This is a genomic window from Porticoccus litoralis (assembly GCF_030676955.1).
GTDB classification, from domain to species: Bacteria; Pseudomonadota; Gammaproteobacteria; order Pseudomonadales; family Porticoccaceae; genus Porticoccus; species Porticoccus litoralis.
Map to the genome: position 1 here is coordinate 580,068 of NZ_JAUUUU010000001.1, position 25,274 is coordinate 605,341.

Consider the following 25,274-nt stretch of genomic DNA (forward strand, 5'->3'; position numbering starts at 1 on the left):
TTTCAATTCACCGCCCCCATACGTTATTAGGTCGCCATGAAAGTTCCAAAACGGATTCAACCGCTGGTAGATATTGGCCTGGTTGATGAAGTCATCTGCCAGCTAATGAGCGGCAAAGAAGCCACTGTCTATATCGTGCGTTGCGGCGATGAAACCCGCTGCGCCAAAGTTTATAAAGATTCCGCCCAACGCAGCTTCAAAAAAGCTGTGCAATACCAGGAAGGCCGAAAAGATCGCAACAGCCGTCGCGCCAGAGCCATGGGCAAAGGTACGCGATTTGGCCGTCAGCAACAGGAAGAACGATGGCAAAGTGCCGAGGTCAACGCTCTGTATAAAGTGGCGGATGCCGGGGTGCGGGTTCCCACCGCCTACGGTTGCATTGATGGCGTGTTGTTGATGGAGCTGGTCACCGATGATACAGGCGACGCAGCCCCCAGACTCAATGATGTCACCATGTCTCCCGAACAGGCTCTGGAAGATCACGCCACCATGATGAACTATGTGGTTCGCATGCTGTGTGCAGGACTGGTCCACGGCGATTTATCAGAATTCAATGTGTTGGTCGACGCCTATGGCCCCGTGATTATCGACATGCCCCAAGCGGTGGATGCCGCAGCAAACAATAATGCACAGGCCATGTTCACCCGGGATGTCGACAACATGACCACCTACTACGGCCAGTATGCGCCGGAGCTGCTAAGCACCCGCTATGCCCAGGAAATCTGGGCGCTATTTGAGCAGGGTGAACTGGACCCTGAAGTCACGCTCACCGGTCATTTTGATGATCCGGACGATGCCGCAGACGTTGGCAGTGTTCTGCTGGAAATCAAGGCGGCCCTGCAGGAGGAAGAAGATCGCAGAGAGCGGATGTCCGAAAGTGAACCTTATTGAGGTCCATTGAGACAGTTTCACCCCGGTTAGACTCGACGAAGCTGCTACCACCCCTTATAGTACGCGCCTCGTCTTACCCCCCATCTTTATCGCGTTAACCGCGCAGGAATGTTCCCGTGATTTCCAGCTCCAATATCACCATGCAGTTTGGTGTAAAACCGCTGTTTGAAAATATCTCCGTCAAGTTTGGCAACGGCAACCGCTACGGTTTGATCGGCGCCAACGGTTGCGGCAAATCCACCTTTATGAAAATTCTCGATGGCAGCCTTACGCCCACAGCGGGCAACGTCTCCATCACCCCCAATGAGCGCATCGGCAAGCTGCACCAGGACCAGTTCGCCTTTGAGGAATACAGCGTGGTGGACACCGTGATCATGGGCCACAGCGAACTGTGGGAAGTCAAACAGGAGCGCGAGCGCATCTATGCCCTGCCGGAAATGTCTGAAGAAGACGGCATGAAGGTGGCCGATCTGGAAGTACGCTTTGCCGAACTGGACGGCTACAGCGCCGAAAGTCGCGCAGGGGAAATCCTTATCGGCGCCGGTATTGAAGAATCCCTGCACTTCGGCCCCATGAGCGACGTCGCACCGGGCTGGAAACTACGGGTTCTGCTGGCTCAAGCACTTTTCTCCGACCCGGATATCCTGCTGCTAGACGAACCCACCAACAACCTGGACATCAATACCATCCGCTGGCTGGAAGGCATTCTCAACCAGCACAAAAGCACCATGGTGATTATTTCCCACGACCGCCACTTCCTGAACGCGGTGTGCACCCACATTGCCGACATCGACTACGGCGAGCTGCGCGTCTACCCCGGCAACTACGACGACTTTATGACCGCCTCTACCCAGGCCCGCGAACTGCAGTTTTCTGAAAACGAAAAGAAGAAAACCCAGATCGCCGAACTGCAACAGTTTGTCAGCCGCTTTTCTGCCAACGCATCCAAGGCCAAACAGGCTACTTCACGCGCCAAGCAGATCGAGAAAATCAAACTGGAAGACATCAAGCCCTCCAGCCGGGTCAGCCCCTTTATCCGCTTTAACCAGGAGAAAAAGCTCCATCGCCAAGCCCTGACCTTCAAGGATCTCGGCCACGGTTACGACGAGGCGCTATTCAGCGGCGGCAAGCTGCTGCTGGAAGCTGGCGCGCGGCTGGCGGTGATCGGCGAAAATGGCGCTGGCAAATCCACCTTACTGCGCTGCCTGGTGGGCGAACTCACCCCCGACAGCGGCACCATCAAATGGGCCGAGAACGCCACCCTGGGTTATTGCCCACAGGACAGCACCAGAGACTTTGATTGCGACCTGAATCTTTTCGATTGGATGAGCCAGTGGCGCAAACCCAACCACGACGACCAGATCGTGCGAGCTACCCTGGGCCGCATGCTGTTCTCCGCCGACACCTACAAGAAAAAGGTCAAGGTCTGTTCCGGCGGCGAGAAAAACCGCCTGCTGTTCGGCAAACTGATGATGATGGACTGCAACGTCCTGATCATGGACGAGCCCACCAACCACCTGGATATGGAGGCTATCGAAGCGCTCAACCTGGCGCTGGAACACTACCCCGGCACCCTGATTTTTGTCAGTCACGACCGGGAGTTCGTCTCCTCCCTCGCCACCCGCATTATCGAAATCAAGGACCACAAACTGATCGACTTCCAGGGCACCTACGAGGAATACCTCGCCAGCCAGGAACTCAACGCCAAACGGGCGTGATCCAGTCATAGCCTGTTTACTAAGGCGCTGAAAACACCATGGGCCGGCATTACTTGTCGGCCCTTTCATTTCTGGAGAGGCATTTCTGGAGAGGCATTTCTGAATTGGGACAGATGCTAAACAACCGGTTGATTCGAAAAGCGAATCGGCTTAACGTCTGACAAATCTCAACAAAACCGATGGAATGGTGATGAAAACGTCAAGGGATTATCGCTGCGAACAGCTTTATTCTCTGGCTTACCAGCTTTTTTTGCTAATCAAACAGAAAGTTGCCCTGATAATTAGTTTCATCACCCTCGCAACCAACTCCTTTTCCATACAAATCAGAAAGTTGCTACCACCCTCTACTGCCCTGATAACTTATTATCAGGGCGCCCCGATAATAATGATTATGAGGCCGAAGGCCTCATTAACAGACTGTTATGCATCAAAAACACATGCTTGACGAACTCGAAAAATATTACAAAGACAACGGTATTCTCGCCACATCATTCACCTGCGCGAATAAAGCCAAGTGCATGGGTGATTGTGCTGAGTTCACAGGCCCTAAGTCGGCTTTCGTGAGTTCTGGCTATGAGCAAAACAACTTACCAAGGCTTCTATTTTTATCACTTGATTCCGGTAGTGGTGATAAAAACGATGAAAATCGTCTCCCTCAAGCCGTGAGGCAACAAGAGGAAATAGACAGAGATGTGCTTTCGTTGCACAAACACAAGCACTGGTATCGTACTCATGAACTAGCATGGTATGTTTTTCGCCATTTTGACAAAGGCATAAAAATACAAGAAGCAAAACAGCATTTCGCTCATGCCAATTCAGCCAAATGTTGCATGAATAAAGCACAAAGAAAAAAGGCAAATGCAGAATTATTTAAAAACTGCAAAAGGTATCTGCGAGGTGAACTTAAAATATTATCCCCAGATATCATTATCACCCAAGGCAATGAAGCTAAAGAAGCAATATGGTCGCTACGCGACAAAGTTATAAGTCGCATTGACGAGTATGCGTCAGTTATTGAGCTTAATAATCAGCTCGTGTTCTGGCTGCATACTTACCACCCAAACAATTGGGGCGCCTTTAACAGGCAGCGTGATTTTGACAAAACCAATAACGTAGCAAAGGGCTGGATCAAGTATTCAGGTTTAATGCATGAGTTTATACAAAATAATGCATAACAAGGCACTCGTTTGGACGCAAACTACGCTGCGCTTCGTTTGCGCCTCACAGTTTGGTCGTTAGGGCTAGATGATGATGCTTATCGTGCTAGGTGCTTTGTTTCTTGCTTGGGTTCTTATCCAAGTAGCGAGGTATGCAAAAATTAGATCATGGCACCAAGCAGAAGGGTTAATAATTCATTCCTCCACCGAAGTACTCAAACAGCCAGAAGTGTTTGTCATGATCGAGAAGGTTAAGCCCGTAGTGGAATATACTTACGAGGTAAATAACCAAAAATATACTGGCTCCACAATATCTATAGAAGATCGAACTCTTAAGGTGAATTCAGAGTCAAAAACATTTCCTTGGCCTGATTTTACGCTAAATCAAAAATGCACGGTCTATATAAACCCTGCCAACCCAAGTGATACTGTGCTAGTTAATAAAATTCTTCCATATCGAATAAGTCACTATGCTGCCTTAACAATAACTGGAGTTCTTCTTATGTTAATTGGCATAGGTCTTAGATATGTGTAGCCCTAACTATTGCATCAAGATCGCTCACTTTCGTTCGCTGGGACGCCGCTACTGCGGCGCCCCTTATGCAAGGCGTTATGCATCAAGATGAACCCGCGAAGATTTTTCAAAATGTATTATCTTTCACTACCGATATTTTTATTGATAGAGCTAATTATCGCCTCTCGAATTCGCGTAATGCTGCCAGAGGAGTATCTTTCAGCGTACTATGCGTATTACCTGATTAGCTTTGTTCTAGGTGGATTTATCTTTACGGGGAGTTTGAATTCACTTATCTATGGTGTTGTAGAAAGCTCTGTGAGCATTTTTATTCTAATCTCTAGTGTAATGATTCCCGTAATGAGTATTGCTAGTAATCCAGAAGCAGCTAGTTATTCTTTTGGAATAAATGAAGTTGTTAATTTTATTCTGGTTGGCAGTGTCTTGGTTTACGGGTTCAACTCTGCTGTTGGGCAAAGAGCCAAGGAAAATGCCTAACAAGACAGACCAGCAAAGGCCCTTCGGGCCAGGTCGCGATAAAGCGCGCCCCTGTTTTTAACGTTAAACGTATCAATTGAAACTCATCACCCAATACCACGATTTAATGCAAGCGGAAGACGCGGCGATGCGGCTGCGTCAGCAAGGCATTCTGACGCATATTTCCTTTAAGAACTCGTTCGTTGTTTCCGGGTATGTGACCGGGGCCTTTAAGGTGGGATTGTGGGCCGTGCTTGACGCCCAATATGAGGATGCCTGCGCTTACCTTGCTGACGAAAACCACGAAATAATATCAGGCCTGCCTGAAGAGGAATTACTGCAACTGGAATCAGCATCCGACCAGCACGCCTACACCGTTTTCAACAAATTTTTATTTGTTACCGGCCTTACTTTGCTGGCCCTGATTCTGGCTGTTGTATTTATCGCCAACCATTAATCAAACAACACAAGCCAGTTTCCAGATTCTCTCCAATTGGAAATCCCATCGATTAACCTGATTATTACCCTGCTCCGTGTCGGCACTTCAATGTCTGTGTGTTGATATACTTAACCCTTGCCACAAGAGGACACGCAGTGACGCTTGCCACTATTATTTCCACCGCCAACCTGAGTACCCTGCTCGACAGTGCGTTCCAGCAGGAGACCCCGCTTGTCACCTCATCGGAATCTGAACTTGGTGAGCCGTTGCAGCACTTTGACAGCCCGGCGGACATTATGGCAAAGGCCGCAGAATGCGCTAAAGCCGGCATTCACAACTACGCTTTCGGTTTCTGGTATCCCTCGATGAAGGGCCACAGTGTGGAGCGCAAGATCATTCTTGATCCACCCCGCGAGGGAAAGTCATTCCGCTATTCACTGGCAGGTTGGGGCATCATCAACCTGCACCTGTATTTCACGCCACCCAATACGATGCAATGCCGGATTTCCGTCAATTCCGAGGCTCGTGCCTTGTCGCGCCAGGATCGCTATCCCGATCTGGGCCCAGCAGCCGATTGGGACTGGCGGGTTGTAGAATCCTACGCCTTCAGACTTTCCCGCCAATTGGCAAGCATGGGGCGCACGGTGCCCGTGGGGCAGAAACCAGCCCCGGCCAAACGCCCCTCACCATGGAAGCGCAAGCAACCCCATGATTAACCCCTACAACGATAGACCTGACCAAAGGTTCCCCAGCCTATGAGAGTGGTAGAAATAACCAGGGAGCCTGTTGAGCTCTACAAAATTCTGAAGTTTGAAGGCATTGTCGCCAGCGGCGGCGAAGCCAAAGCGGTGATCGAAAACGGTCAGGTGCTGGTGAATGGCGCGGTGGAAACACGCAAAAGGAAGAAGATTGTTTCCGGCGACACCATTGAATTTATGGGTGAACAATTTCAAGTTTCACTGAAGTAGCCGTATGCCATAATGAATTGTGACAACGGCCAATAGCAAAAGGATCGACCATGAGCACATACAACCTCCACTGCGCCTGCAACACCGTTGAACTGACGCTCTCCGGGGAGCCCAAGGTCAAAGCCTATTGTCATTGCATCGACTGCCGCGAATTGATGAACACTCCATTTGCTCCGGTCACCGCCTGGACGGAGGAAAGTGTTTCCATCACTAAGGGAGAAGAGAGCATCACCGCCTACCAGCACCCGACACTTCGCATGCGAAAATATTTCTGCAGCAGCTGCGGGGAGGTGCTTTTCAATAGTAACTGTGTGGACTGGCGCGTGGTGCCCCAACTGCTGATAGCCAAAAGTTACGACAACCAACTGCCTGAGGAATTGGCGTCCACCGCCCATATCTTCTACGAGCAGCGTATTGTCAGCGTGAGCGATGACCTCCCCAAACACACACGAGGCTTTAGCAGTCCGGTTTTTGAAGAGTAAATCCTTCCCCTTGAGCCGGCCTTTAAGCCAACACCAAAACGTTTCGGCATGACCAACTGATAACCTGATCGTTGTGGCTCAAACGAAGCCAGAATCTCAGGGCTTTCAGCATTATTCCCATAGATCCCGGTTACCAGTAAAATCGCCACCTTTCTTTTTCTCGTTGACGGAGCATAACCCCATGGGCAGAGCGTATCAGAACCGCAAAGACTCAATGGCCAAAACATCTGACATGAAGGCCAAGGTGTACAGTCGCTATGGCCGTGAGATTTATGTCTGTGCCAAATCGGGCGGTATCGACCCTGCGGGCAATCTGGCATTGCGCAGCCTCATCGACCGCGCCAAGCGCGATCAGGTGCCGGGGCATGTGATCGACAAGGCCATCGATAAAGCCAAGGGCGGCGCCGGAGAAGATTTTTCACCGGCGCGCTATGAGGGTTATGGACCCGGCGGCAGCATGGCCATCATCGACTGCCTGACCGACAACCCCAACCGCACCTTTGGCGACGTGCGCCAGGCCTTCACTAAAACCAAGTGCAAGATCGGCACCCAGGGCACTGTGGCTCACATGTTCGACCACGCTGCCATCTTTGTCTTCCCACACGACGATGAAGACACAGTACTGGAAGCCCTGCTGGAAGCGGATGTGGATGTCACCGACGTAGAGAACGAAGACGGTAAGATCACCGTGTTCACGCCCCACACTGACTACTTCAAGGCCAAACAGGCGCTGCTCGATAGCCTCGGCGAAATAGAATTTGAAGTGGATGAAATCCAGTTCATTCCCCAGAGCTACACCACCCTGAGCGGTGACGACGTGGCGCTGTTTGAGAAGTTTCTGGGAATGCTCAACGAATTGGACGATGTGCAGCAGGTCTACCACAACGTGGAGCAGTCCTGATCTGAGATAAGTATCAACCCAACAGTCCTCTGGGCGCAGTATTTTGATACGCGCCCCAGTGACTGGGTTACACTGGGCCATGGCCATTGAAACCCTTTTATTAACCACCACTGCTATTACCACGTTCTCAGGCAGCCGGGCCCTAACCAACGCCAGCGGCTTTTTCTTTGAGAACAATGGTCACCTGTTTCTTGTTACCAGCCGCCACGTTTTTATCGACAAAGCCAGCTCACACTTTCCTGACCGCATCGTCATTGAACTTCATACCGATCAGGAGAATGCAACACGCTCGGTCAAATTCTCCATCCCCCTCTATCGAGATAAAAGCTCATTATGGCGACAGGGCGTTGATGCGGCGGGCGAAATTGACGTTGCCGTGATAGAAATTGATCGAGAGGCTCTTCCGGCGGAAGCGTTCTACGCAACCTTCACCCCCGAACACTTGCACGAAGCACTTGAGACCGTTGAGATTGGAACCCCCATGCTTGTGGTCGGATTCCCCCTTGGCTTCCACGACACCTTGCATCACCTGCCCGTGGCACGCCATGCCATCAATGCTTCGTCCTTTGCCCTGCGTTTTCAGGGTCAAGGCTACTTTCTTACCGATGCCCGCACCCACCGTGGAGCCAGCGGGGCTGCCGTTGTCATGCGTTCAGCGGAAAAGGGAACAGCGCTCCCGTGGAAATTGATGGGTATTCACTCCGCAAGGCTGGACGTCACACGGGACACTCAACTCGATGAGGCCCTGGGATTAAACTGCGCCTGGTTTGCCGATATTCTGCCAATACTGACCAGTTAGAGCCCACCACAATGACACAAACTTGCTAGCTTCCGCTGACAGAAAGGAGCACATAGGAGGTGCTTGTTATCAAACATACAACTAACGCTCCCGAAAGTTTGTTAAGAAGAATACGGTAGACGTTAAAGCTTCTGACTTCGAATGTGACAAGGTAAAGTTTTCAATTTCAAAAGCTCCGTTTTTAAGCATCAGGTTACCCTTAGGAAGATGCAGCCAGGAGAAGCCGATAACATTTGCCACAACAGTCATCCAGAAGAGCACCCTGAAACTCACCTTTTTAGTTTTATGCCTGAATCTGTACTGTGCGATCAGGGCGCCGGGCCATCCGCAACACAAACTCACAAAGTGTAATCTGCTCTCTGGGACTCTCCACTCTCCCCGCACTGCTGCTGCCTTATCTCTGCGGTAGTAGTAATAAGCAACAAGGCTCATCCCAACAAAAACCACGCCAACAACTGCTGGAGTAAAACCCAAAAGATATGAAACGCTAATTGCTACCAAGGCGATACAGGCTAGATAAGGCTGGTAATGTGTCATGACTTTCTGTTTGCCAGCCCTCAAATACCGGCGCTATAACTTTTTAACTGTTGATTTATAACCAACCGATTACTCCAGATCAACATACAATCATTACTCTTTCAGAACTTAAAAAAATTCCATCAAATCAAAGTACGATATTGCAATATCAGGCCGATGATTTCGTGATCACTTGCAGTTGAATTTAGAGAACTGTTCAGCGAATTTCTTTGCGGCAAATGTATGTTGAATTTATCTCGAAGTATATTTTCAACTTGTTCATCCGAATCAGGATCAATGTCCTTTCCAGAAAAAATACATATTCGCTTACGTAAAAATTCCTTATTGTTTATTTTCATATTCTTCCTTCATGCTTTGAGTAAGCAATAAATAGTCGTTGGTAGAATTCGTATCCATTCACCATTAACGCATGAGCTTAGCTGTGAGGCTTTATCGCCTCGGCTCCAGCGCATTATTTGGTGGCAATGGCGTCATCCATATGAGTATTCGTGCTGGAGAAAGCCGCAGCTTCACGAACGAGTGCCAGATCTTCTGGCAGTTCCAACTTCTTCTCTGCGCGGGCAAGTGCCATCCTCGAGTGTGCCACCGCAGCCTCACGCATCGCCGAATCTCCCAAGCAGGAAAGCGCCTTAAACGCCTTCTGGAGCCGTAGCATCACCTCAACTGTTCCCGCCCCGTCACGTGCCATCGCCGTAAACGCGTCGTCAAACATATCCCTCGTTGATAGCAAAGGAACTTCAACACGATCGCACTTCGGTGCCTGTAAATCCTCTGTGGGCTCGGCCCATAATACGAACAGCCGTACCAGCGATCCTATGATGGTTATAGCCGTACCGGGATCATTGACACCCGAAGACAGGGCTCTGTCGGCGATCTCCGAGAGAGTCACGAGCCCGAATCGGGGGTCCTCTTCGAAAAGCCGCTCTGTTCCGATCACAAATGCGTCGGTAACGGCCTTCAAATCAAGTTCAGCCGTGCTGGCGGTATCATGAGTCACGTACGCTAGCGCACGACCTGGGTCCGCAAACGTGCCCGGGAGAGCCGCTACGACAATCCGCACGTTTACCGTCTCTGCCCAGGCCTGCAAGGTTTCGATATCGATGTGCTGCAGGTAACCCACTGTGGCTGCATACACTGCCGTCCGCTGCATGTGCCGTGATTCTGTCGGGATACCACCAAATGCCGGCGCTTTCCGGCGGAGTTTCATGGCTGCCGTCGTCGCGGCTTCGACCTTTTCAACCGATGCGCCAACCCGCCCAAGACGAGCAATTGTATCCACCCATCGAACGAACGTAATAATAACCACACCGAACACAAACACCGTCAGAACAAAAAGTGCAGCGAGGCCGGGCTCCCGAAAAATATCGTTCTTGGCGGCAGTCAGCGCAAAGATACTGAAGATAAATGAACCAATGAAGATTGAAAGCGCATTCTTTGAAACGTCGTCCGCGATAATTAGTGTGAACGACCTGGGGGTCGCAGAAGTACTTGCCGAGGCATACGCAGAAATCATGGATCCCACCGCGAAGGTCGCAATCACGAGCATGCTGGCCGCCATAATCTCCAAGAGAGCCTCAACTGACTCGGTATTGATGCTCGGAATGCTCCAGCCCAGATTCATGGAATCCGCAGCCTTGGCGATGAAAACCGCCGCGATCGACAACATGCAGAAGACCAAGGGTCTGAGCCATAGCCGCTCCCCAAGTCGCCGAGAAATAAATTTGAGCCGATCAATAACAGCCATGGAGCTATTCCCCTAGTCGAATATCATGCCCTATAACGCTTTTAGCAGAGGCGCGCGTTCTGTTGCGGCAAAATCCAAACCCCTTCCCATATGGACATTGGAATTTGAAGCTATTCTTTGATGCAGTTTATCCATGACTTTCCATGGCATTTAACCCTCGTCTGCCGCGTTTCGTATTGCGGCGTCGATGCGTCAACAGCCACTGGTTATGTGATCATAGCTTATTCTGACAGTCCCTCGAACACGGGGACTTCCCCTGCCTTCCCATCCCAGGCGGCTTTGCTCGATGAAAAGATGTGCGCAGTTGGCAACATAGTGATTTCAGTGTCCAAACATCCTGCGGGAATGACGAGCAAACCTTCGACCTGTGTGTTTGGCAATGCTGAACCACACAACTTACAAAAGCTTTTGCTGTGGCGAGTACCCGGGAGCGTAAAGGCAGCCACAGATTCTTTACCAGCTACCCAGGTCAATTTAGCTGAATGTGAGAATAGATTTGCCGCATGAGCCGAACCTGTATCTTTTTGGCAGTGATGACAGTGACACAGATAAAAGCTGTCAAAGTCGCCTTTTACCTCAAATCGCACAGCGCCACACAGGCAAGAACCCAAATGATCTGCCATTGGTTATCCTTCTATCTATTCACTGCGGGTGGAGTACACATAATGCCTCAAACACTGGCGGTCGAAACGTCGTGCATGCTATCCAGAACAATGCTCTTTCTGCATTGCACAATCGGCCTTGGCCTTGTTATGTGTGTTTATTTGAAGTTTTACTATATTTAAGGCACAAAAAAAGGCAAGCCATGACAGCTTGCCTTTTTTAAGAATTACCGAGCTATCAAATAGCTACGATATTCTCTGCCTGAAGACCTTTTTGGCCTTGAGTAACTTTGAACTCAACCAGTTGACCTTCAGTTAATGTTTTAAATCCCGAGCTAGCAATTGCACTGAAGTGTGCAAATACGTCTGGACCAGACTTTTGCTCGATAAAACCAAAACCTTTTGATTCGTTGAACCATTTCACGGTACCAGTAGTTGTATTAGACATAATAAATATCCTGTATATGAAAAGTATAAGAGTGCCTTCGTGAGACACGAATAAGCGGGAAATATAAATTGAAATTTAGAAACTACAGGACGAAGAACTACAGAGAATACGACGAAATGGAGATAATCAAAATTGATTTACTTTCAAGCTGCGAACACAGTATAGGCCATACTGGACAAAGTCAAACTATTTCCCAGGCTCGTGACACATAACGCATAGGGTGTAGGACAAGTGAAGCAAAGGGGAATACGGTCCCGCACGACCCACTTGTTAAATGCTCGGGGTTGGTTCGCCGTTGCGGGCTCCGGAGTCCATAACACCCGAAGCTAATTTGTTGAATGGGGGTTTTCCCGAAACCGACCATCACTGGGCAATAAAAAACCCGGCTAAAAAGCCGGGTTTTTTTATTGATGGCGGTGAGGGAGGGATTCGAACCCTCGATAGGGGATTAGCCTATACTCCCTTAGCAGGGGAGCGCCTTCAGCCGCTCGGCCACCTCACCAAAACTGTTACTTTATTCTTTTTTATCTACTAACTGAGGCACTCCCCTGGGTCGCGCATTGCTTCGGGCCTCTGGCCCTCGTCCCTGCGGGATCGACCTTCGGTCGCCCAAGTTGACTTGCAACTTGTCAGCCGCTCGGCCACCTCACCTAAAACTCGTTCTCCAGCCACATCACCTGCCAATGGCAGCCTATGCTGGTGAAATCTATTTTGAGGCTAAAAGGAAGGAACCATGCCGCCTCAAAAAAGTGGCGGCATGATAACATACCATCCGGAAAATCAAAGGGGATTCAGATTACTCTGTAGTTCCCTTTTCTTCTTGTATCCGCTGGTAGATTTCTTCTCTGTGAACGCTGACATCCTTGGGGGCATTGACGCCCAGGCGAACCTGGTTACCTTTGACTCCCAACACGGTCACACTGACGTCATCTCCGATAATCAGAGTTTCGCCGACTCGACGGGTAAGAATTAGCATAGTTAGCTCCTATATACTGCCATTCTCCAGTGGTTACACTGGCTTTCCTTTTTTACCCAGTCTTGTTTTTGTTGTTACTGGGGCACCTTTTTAGGTCGTTGCCAACACAATAGGCGCTAAAACTATACCAATCATTCCATAATGGCGTAAATAGCCGATTTTCACTCCACTTTATCTTTTTCTTCCAGCTCAAAGGCACTATGCAGGGCACGCACTGCCAACTCGAGATATTTTTCATCAATCACTACGGTGATTTTTATCTCTGAGGTGCTGATCATCTGGATATTGATGTTTTCTTTTGCCAGTGCTTCAAACATTTTTGCCGCCACACCCGCATGGGAGCGCATACCCACCCCCACAAGTGCCAGCTTGGCAATGCCGGAATTGGTATCAACAGCAGAAGCACCCAGCTCAACGGCGATGGATTCAACAACTTCTTTTGCCTTGGCCAGTTCATTACGATGTACAGTGAACGTCAGCGACGCAGTATTGTCCTCCGCAACGTTCTGCACAATCACGTCCACTTCAATGTTTGCACGACCCACTGCACCCAGAACTTTGGAGGCAATGCCCGGCACATCAGGAATACCGCGGATTGTCAGTTTGGCTTCATCACGGTTAAACGCAATGCCGGAAACAACTGGTTTTTCCATATCGTCATCATCCTCAAGGGTGATCAGAGTTCCGGGGCCGTCCACAAAGCTGGACAGCACCCGTAGGGGTACTTTGTATTTACCTGCGAATTCCACAGAACGTATCTGCAGAACCTTTGAGCCCTGACTGGCCATTTCCAGCATTTCTTCAAAGGTAATTTTATCGAGTCGGCGCGCACCTTCTACCACCCGGGGGTCTGTGGTGTAGACACCGTCGACGTCGGTATAGATCTGGCACTCATCGGCTTTCAGCGCAGCGGCAAGGGCAACGGCTGTGGTGTCGGAACCGCCACGCCCCAGCGTGGTGATATTGCCGCCACCATCAACGCCCTGGAAACCGGCAACCACGACCACGCGACCAGCAGTCAGGTCTTCCTGCATGCGGTGGGCATCAATTTCTTCGATTCGCGCTTTTGAGTGGGCGCTGTCGGTAAGAATACGTACCTGGCCACCAGTGTAGGAGCGGGCATCACAGCCACGTTTCTGCAGTGCCATACACAACAGTGCGATGGTCACCTGCTCACCCGTAGAAACCAGCACATCCATTTCACGGGCACTGGGGTCCGGGTGAATATCCTTGGCCAGAGCAATCAGGCGATTGGTCTCTCCACTCATGGCGGAAACCACGACAACCACATCTTCACCCCGTTCGCGGAAGGCGTGAACCTTCTCTGCTACAGCTTCAATGCGCTCGGTTGTACCAACCGAGGTACCACCATATTTCTGAACTATCAGGCTCATGGATTTTCTTCAAGGTTGTGGGCCAAAAAACGGCGGCAATTAAACACTAATTAATAAACAAAGTTAAGGAAAATACCGCTTAGACCTTAGTCTCCAAGCTGCTCTTTTACCCATTGTGTTGCCGCAACCAATGCGCCAGGCAACGCCGCCAGGTCGGTACCGCCACCCTGTGCCATATCCGGGCGACCACCGCCTTTGCCACCTACCTGTGCAGCAACAAACTGCATCAGCTCACCGGCTTTGATACGGCCCGTCACATCCTGGGTCACTCCGGAAACCAGCGCCACTTTGTCACCACCGCTAGCAGCCAGCAGTACCACTGCAGAGCCCAGCTTGTTCTTGAGCTGGTCCACCGTGTCGCGCAAGGATTTTGGATCGGCACCCTCAAGGTTGGCCACCAGCACTTTGATACCGTCAACCTCCTCCGCCTGTGAAGCGAGGTCACTGCCGGCCGAGCTGGCCAATTTACCTTTTAACTGTGCGTTCTGCTTTTCCAGCTCTTTCAGTTCTGACCAGAGACTGGCGGCCTTCTGCGCCACATTCTCGGCATTGGTTTTCAGTAAACCTGCCACCTCATCGATTTGAGACTGAAGGCCATCAAGATAGGCCAGTGCCTGTGCGCCTGTGACCGCTTCTATACGGCGGACACCAGAGGCGATACCTGCTTCACTGGTAATCTTTAGTAGACCGATATCACCAGTTCGCGACACGTGGGTTCCACCACAAAGCTCCACGGAAAAGCCCTCACCCATGGTCAGCACCCGAACCACGTCTCCATATTTTTCACCAAACAGCGCCATAGCGCCTTTTTCGCGAGCACTGTCCATATCACAAACGTCGGTTTGTACCGGCGTGTTGCGACGGATTTCATCATTGACGCGCTGTTCAATGGCCTTTAACTCTTCCGGCTTGACCGCCTCGAAATGACTGAAGTCAAAACGCAGTCTTTTGCTGTCGACGAGTGAACCCTTCTGGCTGACGTGATCGCCTAGGATTTCCCGCAGCGCCGCGTGCAACAGGTGTGTGGCAGAGTGATTCAGGGCCGTGGCAGTACGCACCCGGCTATCGACCCGGGTATCCAATGACTGACCGACACTAACTTCCCCACTGAGCAGGGTGCCGATATGCAGGCAATGGACACCTTGCTTCTGGCAATCGCGCACTTCAAATTCCATGCCCGCTGCGTTCAGGTACCCACTATCTCCTGCCTGACCGCCGGACTCGGCGTAGAAAGGGGTCTGATCGAGAACAACGACCCCTTCATCACCAGCGGCTAACGTATCAACCTGTTCACCGCTTTTCAGCAGAGCCACAACGGTACCCTGCCCTTCGGTACCCTCGTAGCCGGTAAATACCGTTTCACCGTCCAGATGAAGTTGGTGGGTGTAATCCACTTTGAAGGAACCGGCGGAACGTGCACGTTGGCGTTGTTCTTCCATGGCCACTTCATAACCAGCCATATCCAACGTCAACCCTCGCTCACGGGCGATATCATTGGTCAGGTCCACCGGGAAACCGTAGGTGTCATAAAGGGTGAAAATCACATCCCCGGGAATCACCTCTGACTGCAACTGGTCGAGTGCGTCATTCAGCACTGCCATACCATTGTCCAGGGTTTTGGCAAACTGCTGCTCTTCCGCCAGCAGCACTTTCTCCACCTGGGCCTGAGCCTTGGCAAGTTCGGGGTAGGCGTCGCCCATTTCGACCACCAGCGCTGCAACCAGCTTATGGAAAAATGCCTGATTCTGCCCCAGCTTATGACCGTGACGAATAGCGCGACGGATGATCCGTCGCAGCACATAGCCACGACCTTCATTGGAAGGCAAAACGCCGTCGACGATCAGGAAGCTGCAAGAGCGGATGTGGTCTGCTATCACTCGCAGGGATTTGTTTTCCAGGTCGTCACAGCCGGTAACGGTTGCTGCAGCTTTCAGTAGCGCCTGGAACAGGTCGATTTCGTAGTTGCTGTGCACGCCCTGCATTACTGCTGCGATACGCTCCAGTCCCATACCGGTATCAATGGAAGGCTTGGGCAAGGGCTCCATAGTACCGTCAGCGCTGCGTTCAAACTGCATGAACACCAGGTTCCAGATTTCAATGTAACGATCGAGGTCGTCATTCTCACTGCCCGGTGGCCCACCGGGCACATCGGCACCGTGGTCATAGAAAATTTCCGAGCTCGGTCCACAGGGGCCGGTGTCACCCATCTGCCAGAAATTATCTTCATCCAGTCTGGAGAAACGCTCAGCACTGACACCAAGCTCCTTGAGCCAAATATCCGCAGCCTCGTCATCGGAAATATGCACGGTAACCCAGAGGCGTTCCGGCGGCAGTTGCAGAACCTCTGTCAGGAATTCCCAGGCAAAGCGAATGGCATCGCGTTTGAAGTAGTCACCAAAGCTGAAGTTGCCGAGCATTTCAAAAAACGTGTGATGTCGGGCGGTATAGCCCACGTTTTCGAGATCGTTGTGCTTGCCCCCGGCACGCACACAGCGTTGCGAGGAGGCAGCCCGGCTATAGGGGCGTTTTTCCGCACCCAGAAAGACATCCTTGAACTGCACCATTCCGGCGTTGGTAAACAGCAGGGTCGGGTCATTGCCCGGCACCAGGCTGCTGCTGGGAACAGTGGTATGCCCCTGGTCTGCAAAGTAACTCAGGAAGGCTTCGCGAATCTCGGCACTTTTCATAAACAATCACTTTCCACGACCTGTCTACAGGTCAATTCCAAAACGATAGGTTGGGGGTTTATTCAGAAACCCAGGCTGTCCTCGGAGAACTTCTTGTTTCCGAGTATATGCAGATGCAGGTGAAACACGGTTTGTCCCGCCCCGGCGCCGTTATTGACCACGACCCGAAAGGCTTCTTCTACCCCAGCCTGCCGGGCAATATCACCCACGGTCAGCATAAGATGTCCAAGTATTGCCTTATCTTCTGGGGAAGCATCCACCAGACGGGGTATCGGCTTGCGGGGAATAACCAGCAAATGGGTGGGCGCCTTAGGTGCAATATCGCGTATAGCGATGCAGTGTTCATCTTCATAAACGATGTCTGCTGGTATTTCACGATTGATAATACGAGTAAACAGGGTTTCTTCTGACATGGTTGCAGCCATCTCTGTTAATGGTCGTTACCGAGCTTTTCGTCCACGGTCAGTGGACGCGCCTCGCTCTCCAACATCACGGGAATGCCGTCGCGAATAGGGTAGGCTAACCCACTGGCCCGACACACAAGTTCGTCATGCTCTTTATCGTATTCCAGAGGTGCCTTGCTAACCGGGCACACCAAAATACTCAGTAATTTTTTATCAATCATCAGGGACCCTGGCGACATTAACTCCAGGGGTGAAGTTTAAGGGAAAGGGGACGCTGTGACCACGCCCGAAAGTGTCAGGTGCTGGGGTTCCAGGGAAGAGTTTTCAGGGACGAGTTTTCGGGTTAGGAAAGCTTTCCATAATCACGGCGGGATCGAGCCGCACATCAAACCAGTTAATTCGCCAGTCGAGATGAGGCCCAGTCGCCCTGCCCGTCGCCCCAACCTTGGCAATCAGGTCACCGCTCTCGATTCGCTGTCCATTTTCCACCAGCACTTTGCTCAGATGGATAAACGTCGAGCTGATACCATAGCCGTGATCGATGATCAGCGTTCCGCCGGAATAAAACATATCCTGATGCACCAGTTTCACTACCCCCGGGGCCGGTGAAAACACATCGGTTCCCGTGGGTGCGGCAATATCCAGCCCATAGTGCGGCCTGCCCGGAGTTCCGTTGTAGACACGACGACTACCGTAAACACCGGTGATGGGACCTTCCAGCGGCCTGCGGAATCCTGACAAAAAGTCCAGTCGGGCATCATCCGCCGTTCTCGCCCCGGCAACCATGGCGGCTTCTTTGCGGATACGCTCCAGCACTTCTTTCGGCGGGGTCACCGTTTTCTGGGGCACTCCGTTGACCCGTTGCTCCTCATAGGTGCGTTGCTTCACTGGAAAACGATGCGCTTCGGTGGCCTGTCCATCCTTGACCACCACCTGGATTTCAGCAGGGGCATCACGGCCCAGGCCAAATACAAAACGCCCCGCCTCATCCACTCGAACCGGTCGGCCCATCAACTCTACCTGCTGACCCGGATTGACCTGCCCCACCAGCATACCGCCCTGTATAAGATCACCAGATAGCTCAATGGCGTTGGCGCAAGGAGGCAGCACGGAGAGAAAAACTAGCAACAGGGGTATTCTGAACATAGACGGTGGCGTCTCGACGGGTCTCTGGGTTACAAGATATCAGTTACTGACGATTGTCGTGGTAGGGCTCGAGTGATTCTACTTCACAGCGGGCACCCGTGTGCAACACCCGGATGGCATTGGTACTGGGACAGACCCGGTTATTCTGGGCGGTGTGCACAAAGCCGTATTGCTCAATGCCCTGGCAGTCGCCGCGGAAACGCATCAGCACCCGCTTGCCACCGATCAATTCAATCATGGCCGCATGTGCGTTGAGCACATAGAAATGATGCACCAAGGCGCTGTTGAGACAACCATTCTCGATTCCCCAGAGAGACAACTCTGCGTCCGGATCTGAACTGCCTGTTACGTAGGCCGGGGCGGCGTAAGCCCGAGGGATAAACAGCTGCCCGGCGACAGTGACGACTGCCAACAACAGAAATATCCAGCTCATTCGTGACCGCAAAATCACACCTCTGACGCACTAAGAAACTGTTTGATTAGATTACCCGTCGAACAATCCGTTCCTCGTCAGGCGCATTTATTTTTCTGAATGCTATGATAGCCCGACAGTCAGATCAACGGATAAAGTCACTACCATGCATACTGACCTGCCGCCCTTTTTCCCGCCCAAGGGCATGGGCAACGCCCACCTGCAAAGCATACTTAACAGCATGGGACCCAGGCCCTGGAAAGTAACCCGAAACAGCTCGGCCATGACGGCACGCAGCCAGACCCTGTTACTGGAAGGTCGCTACGAAAACCAACCGGTTAAATTGCTGGCCTATTTTGATCAGGCGGACCGCAGTAACCAGCGTCTCGCCATTCTGCTGCACGGATGGGAAGGCAGTGCACAATCGACCTACCTGTTATCGGCGGCCAACCACCTCTACCGGCAAGGCTTCAACATTCTGCGTCTTAATCTTCGTGATCACGGCGAGAGTTTTCACCTGACCCCGACAGCGTTTAACTCGACTCTATCAGAGGAGATCAGTACTGCAATTGCCTCTTTTCTGAAGGCATCACCTCACCGGGAACACTACCTGGCCGGTTATTCGTTGGGGGGAAATTTTGCTCTGCGTATTGCTGCCGACGCTGGCGAAATACTTGGTCTGTCTGCTGTCACCGCTATCTGTCCGCCCGTCGACCCCGCCCATGCCATGGATCGCATCATGGCGGGTCCCATGTATCGCAATTATTTTCTCGACAAATGGAGCAACTCACTGCGCACGAAACTGCATTACTACCCTGAACTCCTCAACGGCGGCATGCTGCCCCGATTTGAAGTGCTCACCGATCTGAATGATTTTTTTGTCCGTGAGCTCACGCCCTATGGGAATGCCGAAGAATATTTTGCTGCCTATGCCCTGTACGGCGATCGCCTGAACAACCTGCAGGTACCGGCCTACCTGATCACCAGCGAAGATGACCCCATCGTGCCGGTGTCAGACCTCACCAAGTTGAATAAGCCACCATCACTGCGCGTAGTTGTGACACCACGGGGTGGGCACTGTGGTTTTATTGAGAATTACCGCCTCGACAGCTGGGGTGACCGCTGCCTGTCACAGATTTTTAATCATCATCGAAACACGACCTAATCTGCTCACTACTGAAACCCCGATATTGCAAGAAACGGCTGCGGCGCGCCTGCTCCTGAAAACTGTTGCAAGGAGTGCCCCCGTATTTGCGTTGCACCACCTCGGCAGCCAGTTGAAACCAATCCTGCCCACAGGAAGCCAGGGCCTCCTTGGTGTCTCCTGAAGTAACGCCCCGCTGCTGTAACTCCTGACTGATACGGTATGGCCCCTGCCCCTTGCGAATGCGCGATGCAATAAATGCTTCTGCAAACCGGCGGTCACTTTGCAGATTGTCCCGCTGCAACTCGCTTAACACCTGAACGATGTGCTCTTCAAACTCGGGAAATTTTGTTGCCAGCTTTGTTTCCAGCTCGTGGGCAGAATGTTCCCGCCTAGCCAGTAAATCCATGGCCCGGAATCGTAACAATGCCAGCGAGTCCTTCGCTTCAGTGTCACTCATGAGTCACCAGCGGTCAGGACGGTTTTACCGGCGACTCTGTCTGACTGGAAGGGGGAGGCAATTCAGTCATCGTATTGGCCGCCTGTGTTTCATCCGGGTTTTTGACAAGCCCAAGCCACTGACCAACCTTGCGCAGAATACGGGCTACCAGACGGATCAGCTTGGGCAACAACCAAATCACCAATGCGATAAACAGCACCATCAAACACAGGAATAACAGGGGATAATTAAACATGGCCCACAAACCACCCAGCACCATCAGGTCTTCACTGATCGACGCCGCCCAGTTGGTAAAGGGCTCCGGGGAAGTGTTGATCAAGGCCCTGGTCGACGCCTTCGTCAGGTGGCTTGCCCCCGCCATAGTGCCGCCCATGATGCCCGCAGCGATTTCCAGTGCTGGTGTCACATCTCCCACAGCCCCGGCTGCCAGCATGGCTCCAGCGGGTATGCGGATAAAGGTATGCAGCGTGTCCCAGCCGGTATCCACCCCAGGAATCTTGTCAGCAAAAAACTCCACCACGTACATGGCCCCAGCAGCAAAAATAACCAGTGGGTCCTGCAGCACCGTCAGCTCGGCAGGCAGCTGCACATTGCCCGTCGCACCGGCCAAACCCAATACCAGGAGCGCCGCATACAGGTTAATTCCACTCGCCCAGCCCACACCCATGGTCAGAGCAATAACACCGATTAATTCCTGATAATGTTCCATTTATAGCTCCTGCCGGTCCAATGCCGACCACTATACACCCTTAAATTATGGCGCTTTGTTTCTGCCATCGCCAAGTTATGGCAGATCACCCTGTTCCCGCCGCAAATCATCGGCCTGAAAGGGTATCGCCAATAACTGCCAGAACCCTCTGTCTTGCTGGCGATCAAGACCAATCGACATCTCAGGGGTGCGAGGAGTCTTTGAACGACTGCCGAACAGGCGGTCCCAAAAACTGAAAATAGTCCCGTAATTACTGTCCGTGTCCTGCTGTACAACATGATGATGCACCCAATGGATTGAAGGCGTAATTACCAGAAATGACAGCATGCGCTCCATGCGCTTCGGCAGGCGAACATTGGAGTGGTGAAACGCTGTAGAGATCAGCACCAGTGTCTCAAACACGATTACTGAGGAAATAGGCAACGCAAAGCAGAAGATCACAGCCGCCCGGAATAATGCTGAGAGAATCACCTCACCAAAGTGAAAGCGCACGGCCGAGGTGACATCGAGCCATTGGTCGAGGTGGTGAACGCGGTGAAAACGCCAGAGAAATCCAAGCCGGTGGCTGGCCCGGTGCCACCAGTAAATCCACAAATCCAGCAATAGCAAATCGAAGAGCAGCCACGACCAGGAAGGCACCCAAGCCGACCACCAGTAATGGCTGTGACTGGTAGCAAACAAGGTTACAGGCAGCACGATGAGGACTGAGGCGAACAGATTGCAGACCCACAAACCCAGATTCTTACTTAAACGTGTGGCGCTTGCGATACCAGCAGGTGCCGGAACAGCCGGCACGACGCGCTCAGCGAGAAACAACAGCAGCAAGATCACAGCCACTACCAGGCTTTTGTAGGCCACCAGTTCATTCATTGCTTGCTCCACATCGTTGTCGCCGATATAACCACACCACCTCCTTCAGATAGAAAAACTCCATAAAGATTACAGACAGCCAAACCAGACAATCGTCTTATAACCAGACAAAAAAAACCGCGCAGGTGCTTGCGCGGTTTTTTGGTAGAACGCCAGTGTGATCAGAGATCCGCGGCTTCTGTTTCTGCCGGGTCGATCTTTTCCGCTCTATCCTTGGGTTTTGGGGCGGGCATCAACTGCTCACGTATTTTTTTCTCGATTTCTGCAGCGACCTCGGGGTTTTCCCTCAGGTATTCACAGGCATTGGCCTTGCCCTGACCAATTTTGTTGCCATTATAGGCATACCAGGCACCGGATTTATCCACCAGTCCACATTTCACCCCCAGGTCCACTACTTCACCCAGTTGGTTGATGCCAGCACCGTAGAGAATCTGGAATTCACACTGCTTGAACGGCGGTGACACTTTGTTTTTCACAACCTTGACGCGGGTTTCATTACCCACCACTTCTTCACCTTCCTTCACAGCGCCAATACGGCGGATATCCAACCGCACGGATGAATAGAATTTCAGTGCGTTACCGCCGGTAGTCGTTTCCGGGTTGCCGAACATGACGCCGATTTTCATACGAATCTGGTTGATAAAGATCACCAGGCAGTTGGCCTGTTTGATATTGCTGGTCAGTTTACGCAGCGCTTGGGACATCAAGCGGGCTTGCAGGCCGACATGGTGATCGCCCATTTCGCCCTCGATTTCTGCCCGCGGGGTCAACGCCGCGACGGAGTCGACCACCAGCACGTCAATGGCGCCTGAGCGCACCAGCATGTCCGTCACTTCCAGTGCCTGCTCACCGGTATCCGGTTGGGACATAATCAGGTCATCGACGTTAACACCAAGCTTTTCAGCATAGATAGGGTCAAGTGCGTGTTCGGCATCCACAAAGGCACAGGTGCCGCCCAGCTTCTGGGCCTCGGCGATTACCTGAAGGGTCAACGTGGTCTTACCGGAAGATTCGGGACCATAGATCTCGACAATGCGCCCCTTTGGCAAGCCGCCAATACCCAATGCGACATCCAAGCCCAGCGAACCGGTTGAAATGGCCGGGATGGCTACGTGTTCCCGGTCACCCATACGCATGACAGTTCCCTTGCCGAACTGGCGCTCAATCTGGCCAAGTGCCGCCTGAAGTGCTTTTTCCTTGTTTGGATCCATGACCGTTGCCTCTTTCGTACTTTAACTTGAAGATATTCACTGAATGTCGGTTAGCTTAACGCAACATTACACTACTGTATAGTCATACAGTAGTTCATTTTTTCAGCATGGCAATCAGGCCGCTCAGTGCGGTGGCCACGGCTTCATGCCGAACCTGGTCGCGGTTGCCGTCAAAGTGCAGGCAGCGGGTGCTGATTTCACCGTCCCCGAGCGCCCAGCAGAACCATACGGTTCCCACTGGCTTTGCCTCGGAACCGCCGTCCGGACCCGCGATACCACTGACAGCCACAGCAATATCGGCTTCGGCTTTTGCCAGTGCTCCCCGAGCCATTTCTATCACCACGGCCTCACTGACGGCTCCCTCTCTGGCCAGCGTATCGGGAGACACACCCAACATGCTCTGCTTGGCTACGTTGGCGTAGGTCACCAGCCCCAGCCTGAACCAACTCGAACTGCCGGCGATATCCGTGATGGCGCTGGCAATCCCGCCACCGGTGCAGGACTCGGCACAGGTAACGGTAGCGTTCCTGCTCAACAGCAGCTCGCCGAGCTGCTGAGCCAACATACGGGTGGTAATCGTCATAGTGGGACGGTAATTCAGTGCCGCGACCCGATGCAAGTCATAACCCGGCACCACCTGCTAGGGAAAAGTCACCGTAACCAGCGTTTCGTAGTGATAGGTCCCAGGAAACAGATCGATCAAACTGATGTGTTCAATACTGCACTGGCTTCCCAGCAGCTGCAGATCACGCACAAGAGTCGCCGCATTACAGCTCACATAAATAAGTTTTTCCGGTTTCAGCGCCTTGACCCATTCGTGCAGAGCCGGAAAGCCCTTGCGGGGCGGATCGACCAGTAATACGTCGAACTTCGAGTGGGGACTCCGGGCGCGGAAAGTGCGCAACGCCGTCTCCGAAAACAAGTCGAGATGGAGAAAGCTCAGCGTCTGTTCTTTGACCCGCTCCGGGGCAAAGTCCACCATTACCCGGTCAATGGCTGGCTGGCGCTCAACAATCAGTTCTGACAAGTTGCCCTCTCCGGAGAACAGGTCCAGCAACTTGCCGCTGTTCCTGTCACCAAACTGAGCCAAAACCGTATTGCGCAGCACCTCATTCATGGCTCCATTGACCTGGGTAAAACCGCCGTGGGCATAGGGACTATCCCACGCCGTGCTAACGCCATCACCGGTCAAGTAAATTTCGCAGTGCCCCTTGCCTGAATGCTGTTCTGTCCATTCCGGTTGCTGGTAGAGCGCATCCATAACCGGTTTCAATTGTTCGTCCACAATCTGACACCCCGGCACCGGCAACACCGTATCTGCCACCGGGTCGAGCATACCGATATATTTGTGGCGGTAATGAAGCTGTACTCGATTGCGATAATGCAGGCGCTGCTCGGTACCGTGCACTTCCACGTTGGGCAATGCTCTATCCAGTCGTTTCAGGTGGCCGGCCAGGGCATCTGTTTTATAGGTGAGTTCGCTCTGATAATCCGTGTGCAGAAAATGGCAGCCGGGACAGTGCTCAAAGTGCTCACAGGCTGGCTCAACACGGTTTTCCGCCCGCTGCTCCAGTGTTTCCAGGCGTGCAAACTGCACCCCCTTACTGGCACGGAAGATGGTTGCCGTACCAGTTTCACCGGGGAGTGTTTTCGCAATAAAACAGGGTTTACCGTCGATATGGGCCACACCCTGCCCCATGGTATCCATGGACTCAATTTCAAAAGTGATCTTGCGACCTGCCGGATTGGAGCGTTGTCGTCTAACGGGCTTTCTGGGTTTCAAGGGAGATTCCTGAACATAACATCATGTTATTAACTAGCTAAAGCTTTGTTGCATTGGTACTTCTGCAACAAAGCCTACCAATTTAGTGGCGCATATTAAGTCGCCATGAAATTCTACAGTGTCAGCCACATTCGCGTCTCGCGCCAATACTCATTGGTACATCAGAAAACTTCGTTTACCTGCAATACCGACAACGCCGCTACAAATTTATACCTTTCTTCCCAGGCTGCACTCCTGCGCCAGACTTAAAGCCCGCAACATTTGCAGTTTTTTTATGTCCGAAGCTTCTTTCAATTTTCCTGACCGAGTCCGCATGAAAATTCTGCTTCGGTTGGCAGCAAAGTACTGTCGTATAAGCCTAAAGGATCATACTGCTGCCACGCTCTTTATCCTCATCGCTT

At 51.9% G+C, this 25,274-nt stretch carries 29 protein-coding genes and 1 tRNA gene; 12 read left to right on the forward strand and 18 right to left on the reverse strand.

Annotated features, from left to right (window positions below):
- Positions 1-36 precede the first annotated feature (36 nt).
- From Q8A57_RS02910 to Q8A57_RS02955, 11 genes are all read left to right on the forward strand, one after another.
- A complete protein-coding gene (locus Q8A57_RS02910) occupies positions 37-891 on the forward strand; it encodes a PA4780 family RIO1-like protein kinase (RefSeq protein WP_305169422.1) in 855 nt (284 codons plus the stop codon).
- A gap of 116 nt (positions 892-1,007) precedes the next feature.
- Entirely contained in the window at positions 1,008-2,609 is a 1,602-nt protein-coding gene (locus tag Q8A57_RS02915; protein ID WP_305169423.1) for an ABC-F family ATPase, read from the forward strand.
- Between the two features lie 437 nt (positions 2,610-3,046).
- Positions 3,047-3,784: a uracil-DNA glycosylase family protein gene (locus tag Q8A57_RS02920; protein ID WP_305169424.1), complete on the forward strand. Its 738-nt coding sequence runs from the start codon at positions 3,047-3,049 to the stop codon at positions 3,782-3,784.
- A 220-nt stretch (positions 3,785-4,004) separates the two neighbouring features.
- The gene (locus tag Q8A57_RS11110; protein ID WP_439651641.1) at positions 4,005-4,301 is read left to right on the forward strand and encodes a DUF3592 domain-containing protein; all 297 of its coding nucleotides are present in this window, start codon (positions 4,005-4,007) and stop codon (positions 4,299-4,301) included.
- Positions 4,302-4,412: 111 nt separating this feature from the next.
- Positions 4,413-4,778: a hypothetical protein gene (locus tag Q8A57_RS02925; RefSeq protein ID WP_305169425.1), complete on the forward strand. Its 366-nt coding sequence runs from the start codon at positions 4,413-4,415 to the stop codon at positions 4,776-4,778.
- A 76-nt stretch (positions 4,779-4,854) separates the two neighbouring features.
- Entirely contained in the window at positions 4,855-5,214 is a 360-nt protein-coding gene (locus tag Q8A57_RS02930; protein ID WP_305169426.1) for a hypothetical protein, read from the forward strand.
- Positions 5,215-5,351: 137 nt separating this feature from the next.
- Positions 5,352-5,912 (forward strand): hypothetical protein, encoded by a 561-nt coding sequence (locus Q8A57_RS02935; protein ID WP_305169427.1) that lies wholly within the window; start codon positions 5,352-5,354, stop codon positions 5,910-5,912.
- Positions 5,913-5,951: 39 nt separating this feature from the next.
- Positions 5,952-6,164, forward strand: a complete 213-nt coding sequence (locus Q8A57_RS02940; RefSeq protein WP_305169428.1) for an RNA-binding S4 domain-containing protein — start codon at positions 5,952-5,954, stop codon at positions 6,162-6,164.
- Between the two features lie 50 nt (positions 6,165-6,214).
- The gene (locus Q8A57_RS02945) at positions 6,215-6,646 is read left to right on the forward strand and encodes a GFA family protein (protein ID WP_305169429.1); all 432 of its coding nucleotides are present in this window, start codon (positions 6,215-6,217) and stop codon (positions 6,644-6,646) included.
- A 181-nt stretch (positions 6,647-6,827) separates the two neighbouring features.
- A complete protein-coding gene (locus Q8A57_RS02950) occupies positions 6,828-7,547 on the forward strand; it encodes a YebC/PmpR family DNA-binding transcriptional regulator (RefSeq protein ID WP_305169430.1) in 720 nt (239 codons plus the stop codon).
- A 79-nt stretch (positions 7,548-7,626) separates the two neighbouring features.
- Positions 7,627-8,346 carry a S1 family peptidase gene (locus tag Q8A57_RS02955; protein WP_305169431.1) on the forward strand — a complete coding sequence of 240 codons (720 nt, stop codon included), beginning with the start codon at positions 7,627-7,629 and terminating at the stop codon, positions 8,344-8,346.
- Positions 8,347-8,427: 81 nt separating this feature from the next.
- On the opposite strand, the gene Q8A57_RS02960 is transcribed toward Q8A57_RS02955, so the two are convergent.
- The 12 genes from Q8A57_RS02960 to Q8A57_RS03015 all read right to left on the reverse strand — a co-directional run bounded on the left by Q8A57_RS02960 (position 8,428) and on the right by Q8A57_RS03015 (position 18,717).
- Complete coding sequence (locus Q8A57_RS02960) at positions 8,428-8,883, reverse strand: DUF1294 domain-containing protein (RefSeq protein WP_305169432.1); 456 nt, start codon at positions 8,881-8,883, stop codon at positions 8,428-8,430.
- A gap of 451 nt (positions 8,884-9,334) precedes the next feature.
- A complete protein-coding gene (locus Q8A57_RS02965) occupies positions 9,335-10,627 on the reverse strand; it encodes a DUF2254 domain-containing protein (RefSeq protein ID WP_305169433.1) in 1,293 nt (430 codons plus the stop codon).
- 221 nt (positions 10,628-10,848) lie between these two features.
- Positions 10,849-11,250 (reverse strand): GFA family protein, encoded by a 402-nt coding sequence (locus Q8A57_RS02970; protein ID WP_305169434.1) that lies wholly within the window; start codon positions 11,248-11,250, stop codon positions 10,849-10,851.
- 217 nt (positions 11,251-11,467) lie between these two features.
- The gene (locus Q8A57_RS02975; protein ID WP_305169435.1) at positions 11,468-11,677 is read right to left on the reverse strand and encodes a cold-shock protein; all 210 of its coding nucleotides are present in this window, start codon (positions 11,675-11,677) and stop codon (positions 11,468-11,470) included.
- A gap of 411 nt (positions 11,678-12,088) precedes the next feature.
- Positions 12,089-12,179 (reverse strand) — tRNA-Ser (locus Q8A57_RS02980).
- Between the two features lie 294 nt (positions 12,180-12,473).
- Positions 12,474-12,653, reverse strand: a complete 180-nt coding sequence (gene csrA, locus Q8A57_RS02985; protein WP_305169436.1) for a carbon storage regulator CsrA — start codon at positions 12,651-12,653, stop codon at positions 12,474-12,476.
- 161 nt (positions 12,654-12,814) lie between these two features.
- Positions 12,815-14,047: an aspartate kinase gene (locus tag Q8A57_RS02990; RefSeq protein WP_305169437.1), complete on the reverse strand. Its 1,233-nt coding sequence runs from the start codon at positions 14,045-14,047 to the stop codon at positions 12,815-12,817.
- An 86-nt stretch (positions 14,048-14,133) separates the two neighbouring features.
- Positions 14,134-16,734, reverse strand: a complete 2,601-nt coding sequence (gene alaS / locus Q8A57_RS02995) for an alanine--tRNA ligase (protein ID WP_305169438.1) — start codon at positions 16,732-16,734, stop codon at positions 14,134-14,136.
- 62 nt (positions 16,735-16,796) lie between these two features.
- On the reverse strand, positions 16,797-17,147 hold the full coding sequence (locus tag Q8A57_RS03000) for a histidine triad nucleotide-binding protein (RefSeq protein ID WP_305169439.1): 351 nt from the start codon (positions 17,145-17,147) through the stop codon (positions 16,797-16,799).
- Positions 17,148-17,164: 17 nt separating this feature from the next.
- Complete coding sequence (locus tag Q8A57_RS03005) at positions 17,165-17,359, reverse strand: Trm112 family protein (protein ID WP_305169440.1); 195 nt, start codon at positions 17,357-17,359, stop codon at positions 17,165-17,167.
- 103 nt (positions 17,360-17,462) lie between these two features.
- Entirely contained in the window at positions 17,463-18,284 is an 822-nt protein-coding gene (locus Q8A57_RS03010) for a M23 family metallopeptidase (protein ID WP_305169441.1), read from the reverse strand.
- A 43-nt stretch (positions 18,285-18,327) separates the two neighbouring features.
- Positions 18,328-18,717 (reverse strand): hypothetical protein, encoded by a 390-nt coding sequence (locus Q8A57_RS03015; protein WP_305169442.1) that lies wholly within the window; start codon positions 18,715-18,717, stop codon positions 18,328-18,330.
- A 145-nt stretch (positions 18,718-18,862) separates the two neighbouring features.
- Between Q8A57_RS03015 and Q8A57_RS03020 the strand changes: the two genes are divergently transcribed.
- Positions 18,863-19,861 (forward strand): YheT family hydrolase, encoded by a 999-nt coding sequence (locus Q8A57_RS03020; protein ID WP_305169443.1) that lies wholly within the window; start codon positions 18,863-18,865, stop codon positions 19,859-19,861.
- Here the strand turns inward: Q8A57_RS03020 and Q8A57_RS03025 are convergent.
- The 6 genes from Q8A57_RS03025 to Q8A57_RS03050 all read right to left on the reverse strand — a co-directional run bounded on the left by Q8A57_RS03025 (position 19,836) and on the right by Q8A57_RS03050 (position 24,873).
- On the reverse strand, positions 19,836-20,300 hold the full coding sequence (locus tag Q8A57_RS03025; RefSeq protein WP_305169444.1) for a regulatory protein RecX: 465 nt from the start codon (positions 20,298-20,300) through the stop codon (positions 19,836-19,838). The genes Q8A57_RS03020 and Q8A57_RS03025 overlap by 26 nt on opposite strands.
- A gap of 13 nt (positions 20,301-20,313) precedes the next feature.
- A complete protein-coding gene (locus Q8A57_RS03030) occupies positions 20,314-21,009 on the reverse strand; it encodes a DUF4126 domain-containing protein (protein ID WP_305169445.1) in 696 nt (231 codons plus the stop codon).
- Between the two features lie 75 nt (positions 21,010-21,084).
- Entirely contained in the window at positions 21,085-21,879 is a 795-nt protein-coding gene (locus tag Q8A57_RS03035) for a sterol desaturase family protein (protein ID WP_305169446.1), read from the reverse strand.
- A 161-nt stretch (positions 21,880-22,040) separates the two neighbouring features.
- Entirely contained in the window at positions 22,041-23,090 is a 1,050-nt protein-coding gene (gene recA / locus Q8A57_RS03040; protein ID WP_305169447.1) for a recombinase RecA, read from the reverse strand.
- A gap of 94 nt (positions 23,091-23,184) precedes the next feature.
- The gene (gene pncC / locus Q8A57_RS03045) at positions 23,185-23,709 is read right to left on the reverse strand and encodes a nicotinamide-nucleotide amidase (protein ID WP_369427764.1); all 525 of its coding nucleotides are present in this window, start codon (positions 23,707-23,709) and stop codon (positions 23,185-23,187) included.
- Positions 23,710-23,730: 21 nt separating this feature from the next.
- Positions 23,731-24,873, reverse strand: coding sequence for a class I SAM-dependent RNA methyltransferase (locus Q8A57_RS03050; RefSeq protein ID WP_305169448.1), 1,143 nt, complete (start codon positions 24,871-24,873; stop codon positions 23,731-23,733).
- Positions 24,874-25,274: the final 401 nt, after the last annotated feature.

Excerpts from the sequence above, each read along its gene's own strand:
- Q8A57_RS02910 (WP_305169422.1), top strand. The coding sequence starts at position 37 with ATGAAAGTTCCAAAACGGATTCAACCGCTGGTAGATATTGGCCTGGTT.
- Q8A57_RS02920 (WP_305169424.1), top strand. The coding sequence starts at position 3,047 with ATGCTTGACGAACTCGAAAAATATTACAAAGACAACGGTATTCTCGCC.
- Q8A57_RS11110 (WP_439651641.1), top strand. The coding sequence starts at position 4,005 with ATGATCGAGAAGGTTAAGCCCGTAGTGGAATATACTTACGAGGTAAAT.
- Q8A57_RS02925 (WP_305169425.1), top strand. The coding sequence starts at position 4,413 with ATGTATTATCTTTCACTACCGATATTTTTATTGATAGAGCTAATTATC.
- Q8A57_RS02940 (WP_305169428.1), top strand. The coding sequence starts at position 5,952 with ATGAGAGTGGTAGAAATAACCAGGGAGCCTGTTGAGCTCTACAAAATT.
- Q8A57_RS02945 (WP_305169429.1), top strand. The coding sequence starts at position 6,215 with ATGAGCACATACAACCTCCACTGCGCCTGCAACACCGTTGAACTGACG.
- Q8A57_RS02950 (WP_305169430.1), top strand. The coding sequence starts at position 6,828 with ATGGGCAGAGCGTATCAGAACCGCAAAGACTCAATGGCCAAAACATCT.
- Q8A57_RS02955 (WP_305169431.1), top strand. The coding sequence starts at position 7,627 with ATGGCCATTGAAACCCTTTTATTAACCACCACTGCTATTACCACGTTC.
- Q8A57_RS02960 (WP_305169432.1), bottom strand. The coding sequence starts at position 8,883 with ATGACACATTACCAGCCTTATCTAGCCTGTATCGCCTTGGTAGCAATT.
- Q8A57_RS02965 (WP_305169433.1), bottom strand. The coding sequence starts at position 10,627 with ATGGCTGTTATTGATCGGCTCAAATTTATTTCTCGGCGACTTGGGGAG.
- Q8A57_RS02970 (WP_305169434.1), bottom strand. The coding sequence starts at position 11,250 with ATGGCAGATCATTTGGGTTCTTGCCTGTGTGGCGCTGTGCGATTTGAG.
- Q8A57_RS02975 (WP_305169435.1), bottom strand. The coding sequence starts at position 11,677 with ATGTCTAATACAACTACTGGTACCGTGAAATGGTTCAACGAATCAAAA.
- csrA (WP_305169436.1), bottom strand. The coding sequence starts at position 12,653 with ATGCTAATTCTTACCCGTCGAGTCGGCGAAACTCTGATTATCGGAGAT.
- Q8A57_RS02990 (WP_305169437.1), bottom strand. The coding sequence starts at position 14,047 with ATGAGCCTGATAGTTCAGAAATATGGTGGTACCTCGGTTGGTACAACC.
- alaS (WP_305169438.1), bottom strand. The coding sequence starts at position 16,734 with ATGAAAAGTGCCGAGATTCGCGAAGCCTTCCTGAGTTACTTTGCAGAC.
- Q8A57_RS03000 (WP_305169439.1), bottom strand. The coding sequence starts at position 17,147 with ATGTCAGAAGAAACCCTGTTTACTCGTATTATCAATCGTGAAATACCA.
- Q8A57_RS03005 (WP_305169440.1), bottom strand. The coding sequence starts at position 17,359 with ATGATTGATAAAAAATTACTGAGTATTTTGGTGTGCCCGGTTAGCAAG.
- Q8A57_RS03010 (WP_305169441.1), bottom strand. The coding sequence starts at position 18,284 with ATGTTCAGAATACCCCTGTTGCTAGTTTTTCTCTCCGTGCTGCCTCCT.
- Q8A57_RS03015 (WP_305169442.1), bottom strand. The coding sequence starts at position 18,717 with ATGAGCTGGATATTTCTGTTGTTGGCAGTCGTCACTGTCGCCGGGCAG.
- Q8A57_RS03020 (WP_305169443.1), top strand. The coding sequence starts at position 18,863 with ATGCATACTGACCTGCCGCCCTTTTTCCCGCCCAAGGGCATGGGCAAC.
- Q8A57_RS03025 (WP_305169444.1), bottom strand. The coding sequence starts at position 20,300 with ATGAGTGACACTGAAGCGAAGGACTCGCTGGCATTGTTACGATTCCGG.
- Q8A57_RS03030 (WP_305169445.1), bottom strand. The coding sequence starts at position 21,009 with ATGGAACATTATCAGGAATTAATCGGTGTTATTGCTCTGACCATGGGT.
- Q8A57_RS03035 (WP_305169446.1), bottom strand. The coding sequence starts at position 21,879 with ATGAATGAACTGGTGGCCTACAAAAGCCTGGTAGTGGCTGTGATCTTG.
- recA (WP_305169447.1), bottom strand. The coding sequence starts at position 23,090 with ATGGATCCAAACAAGGAAAAAGCACTTCAGGCGGCACTTGGCCAGATT.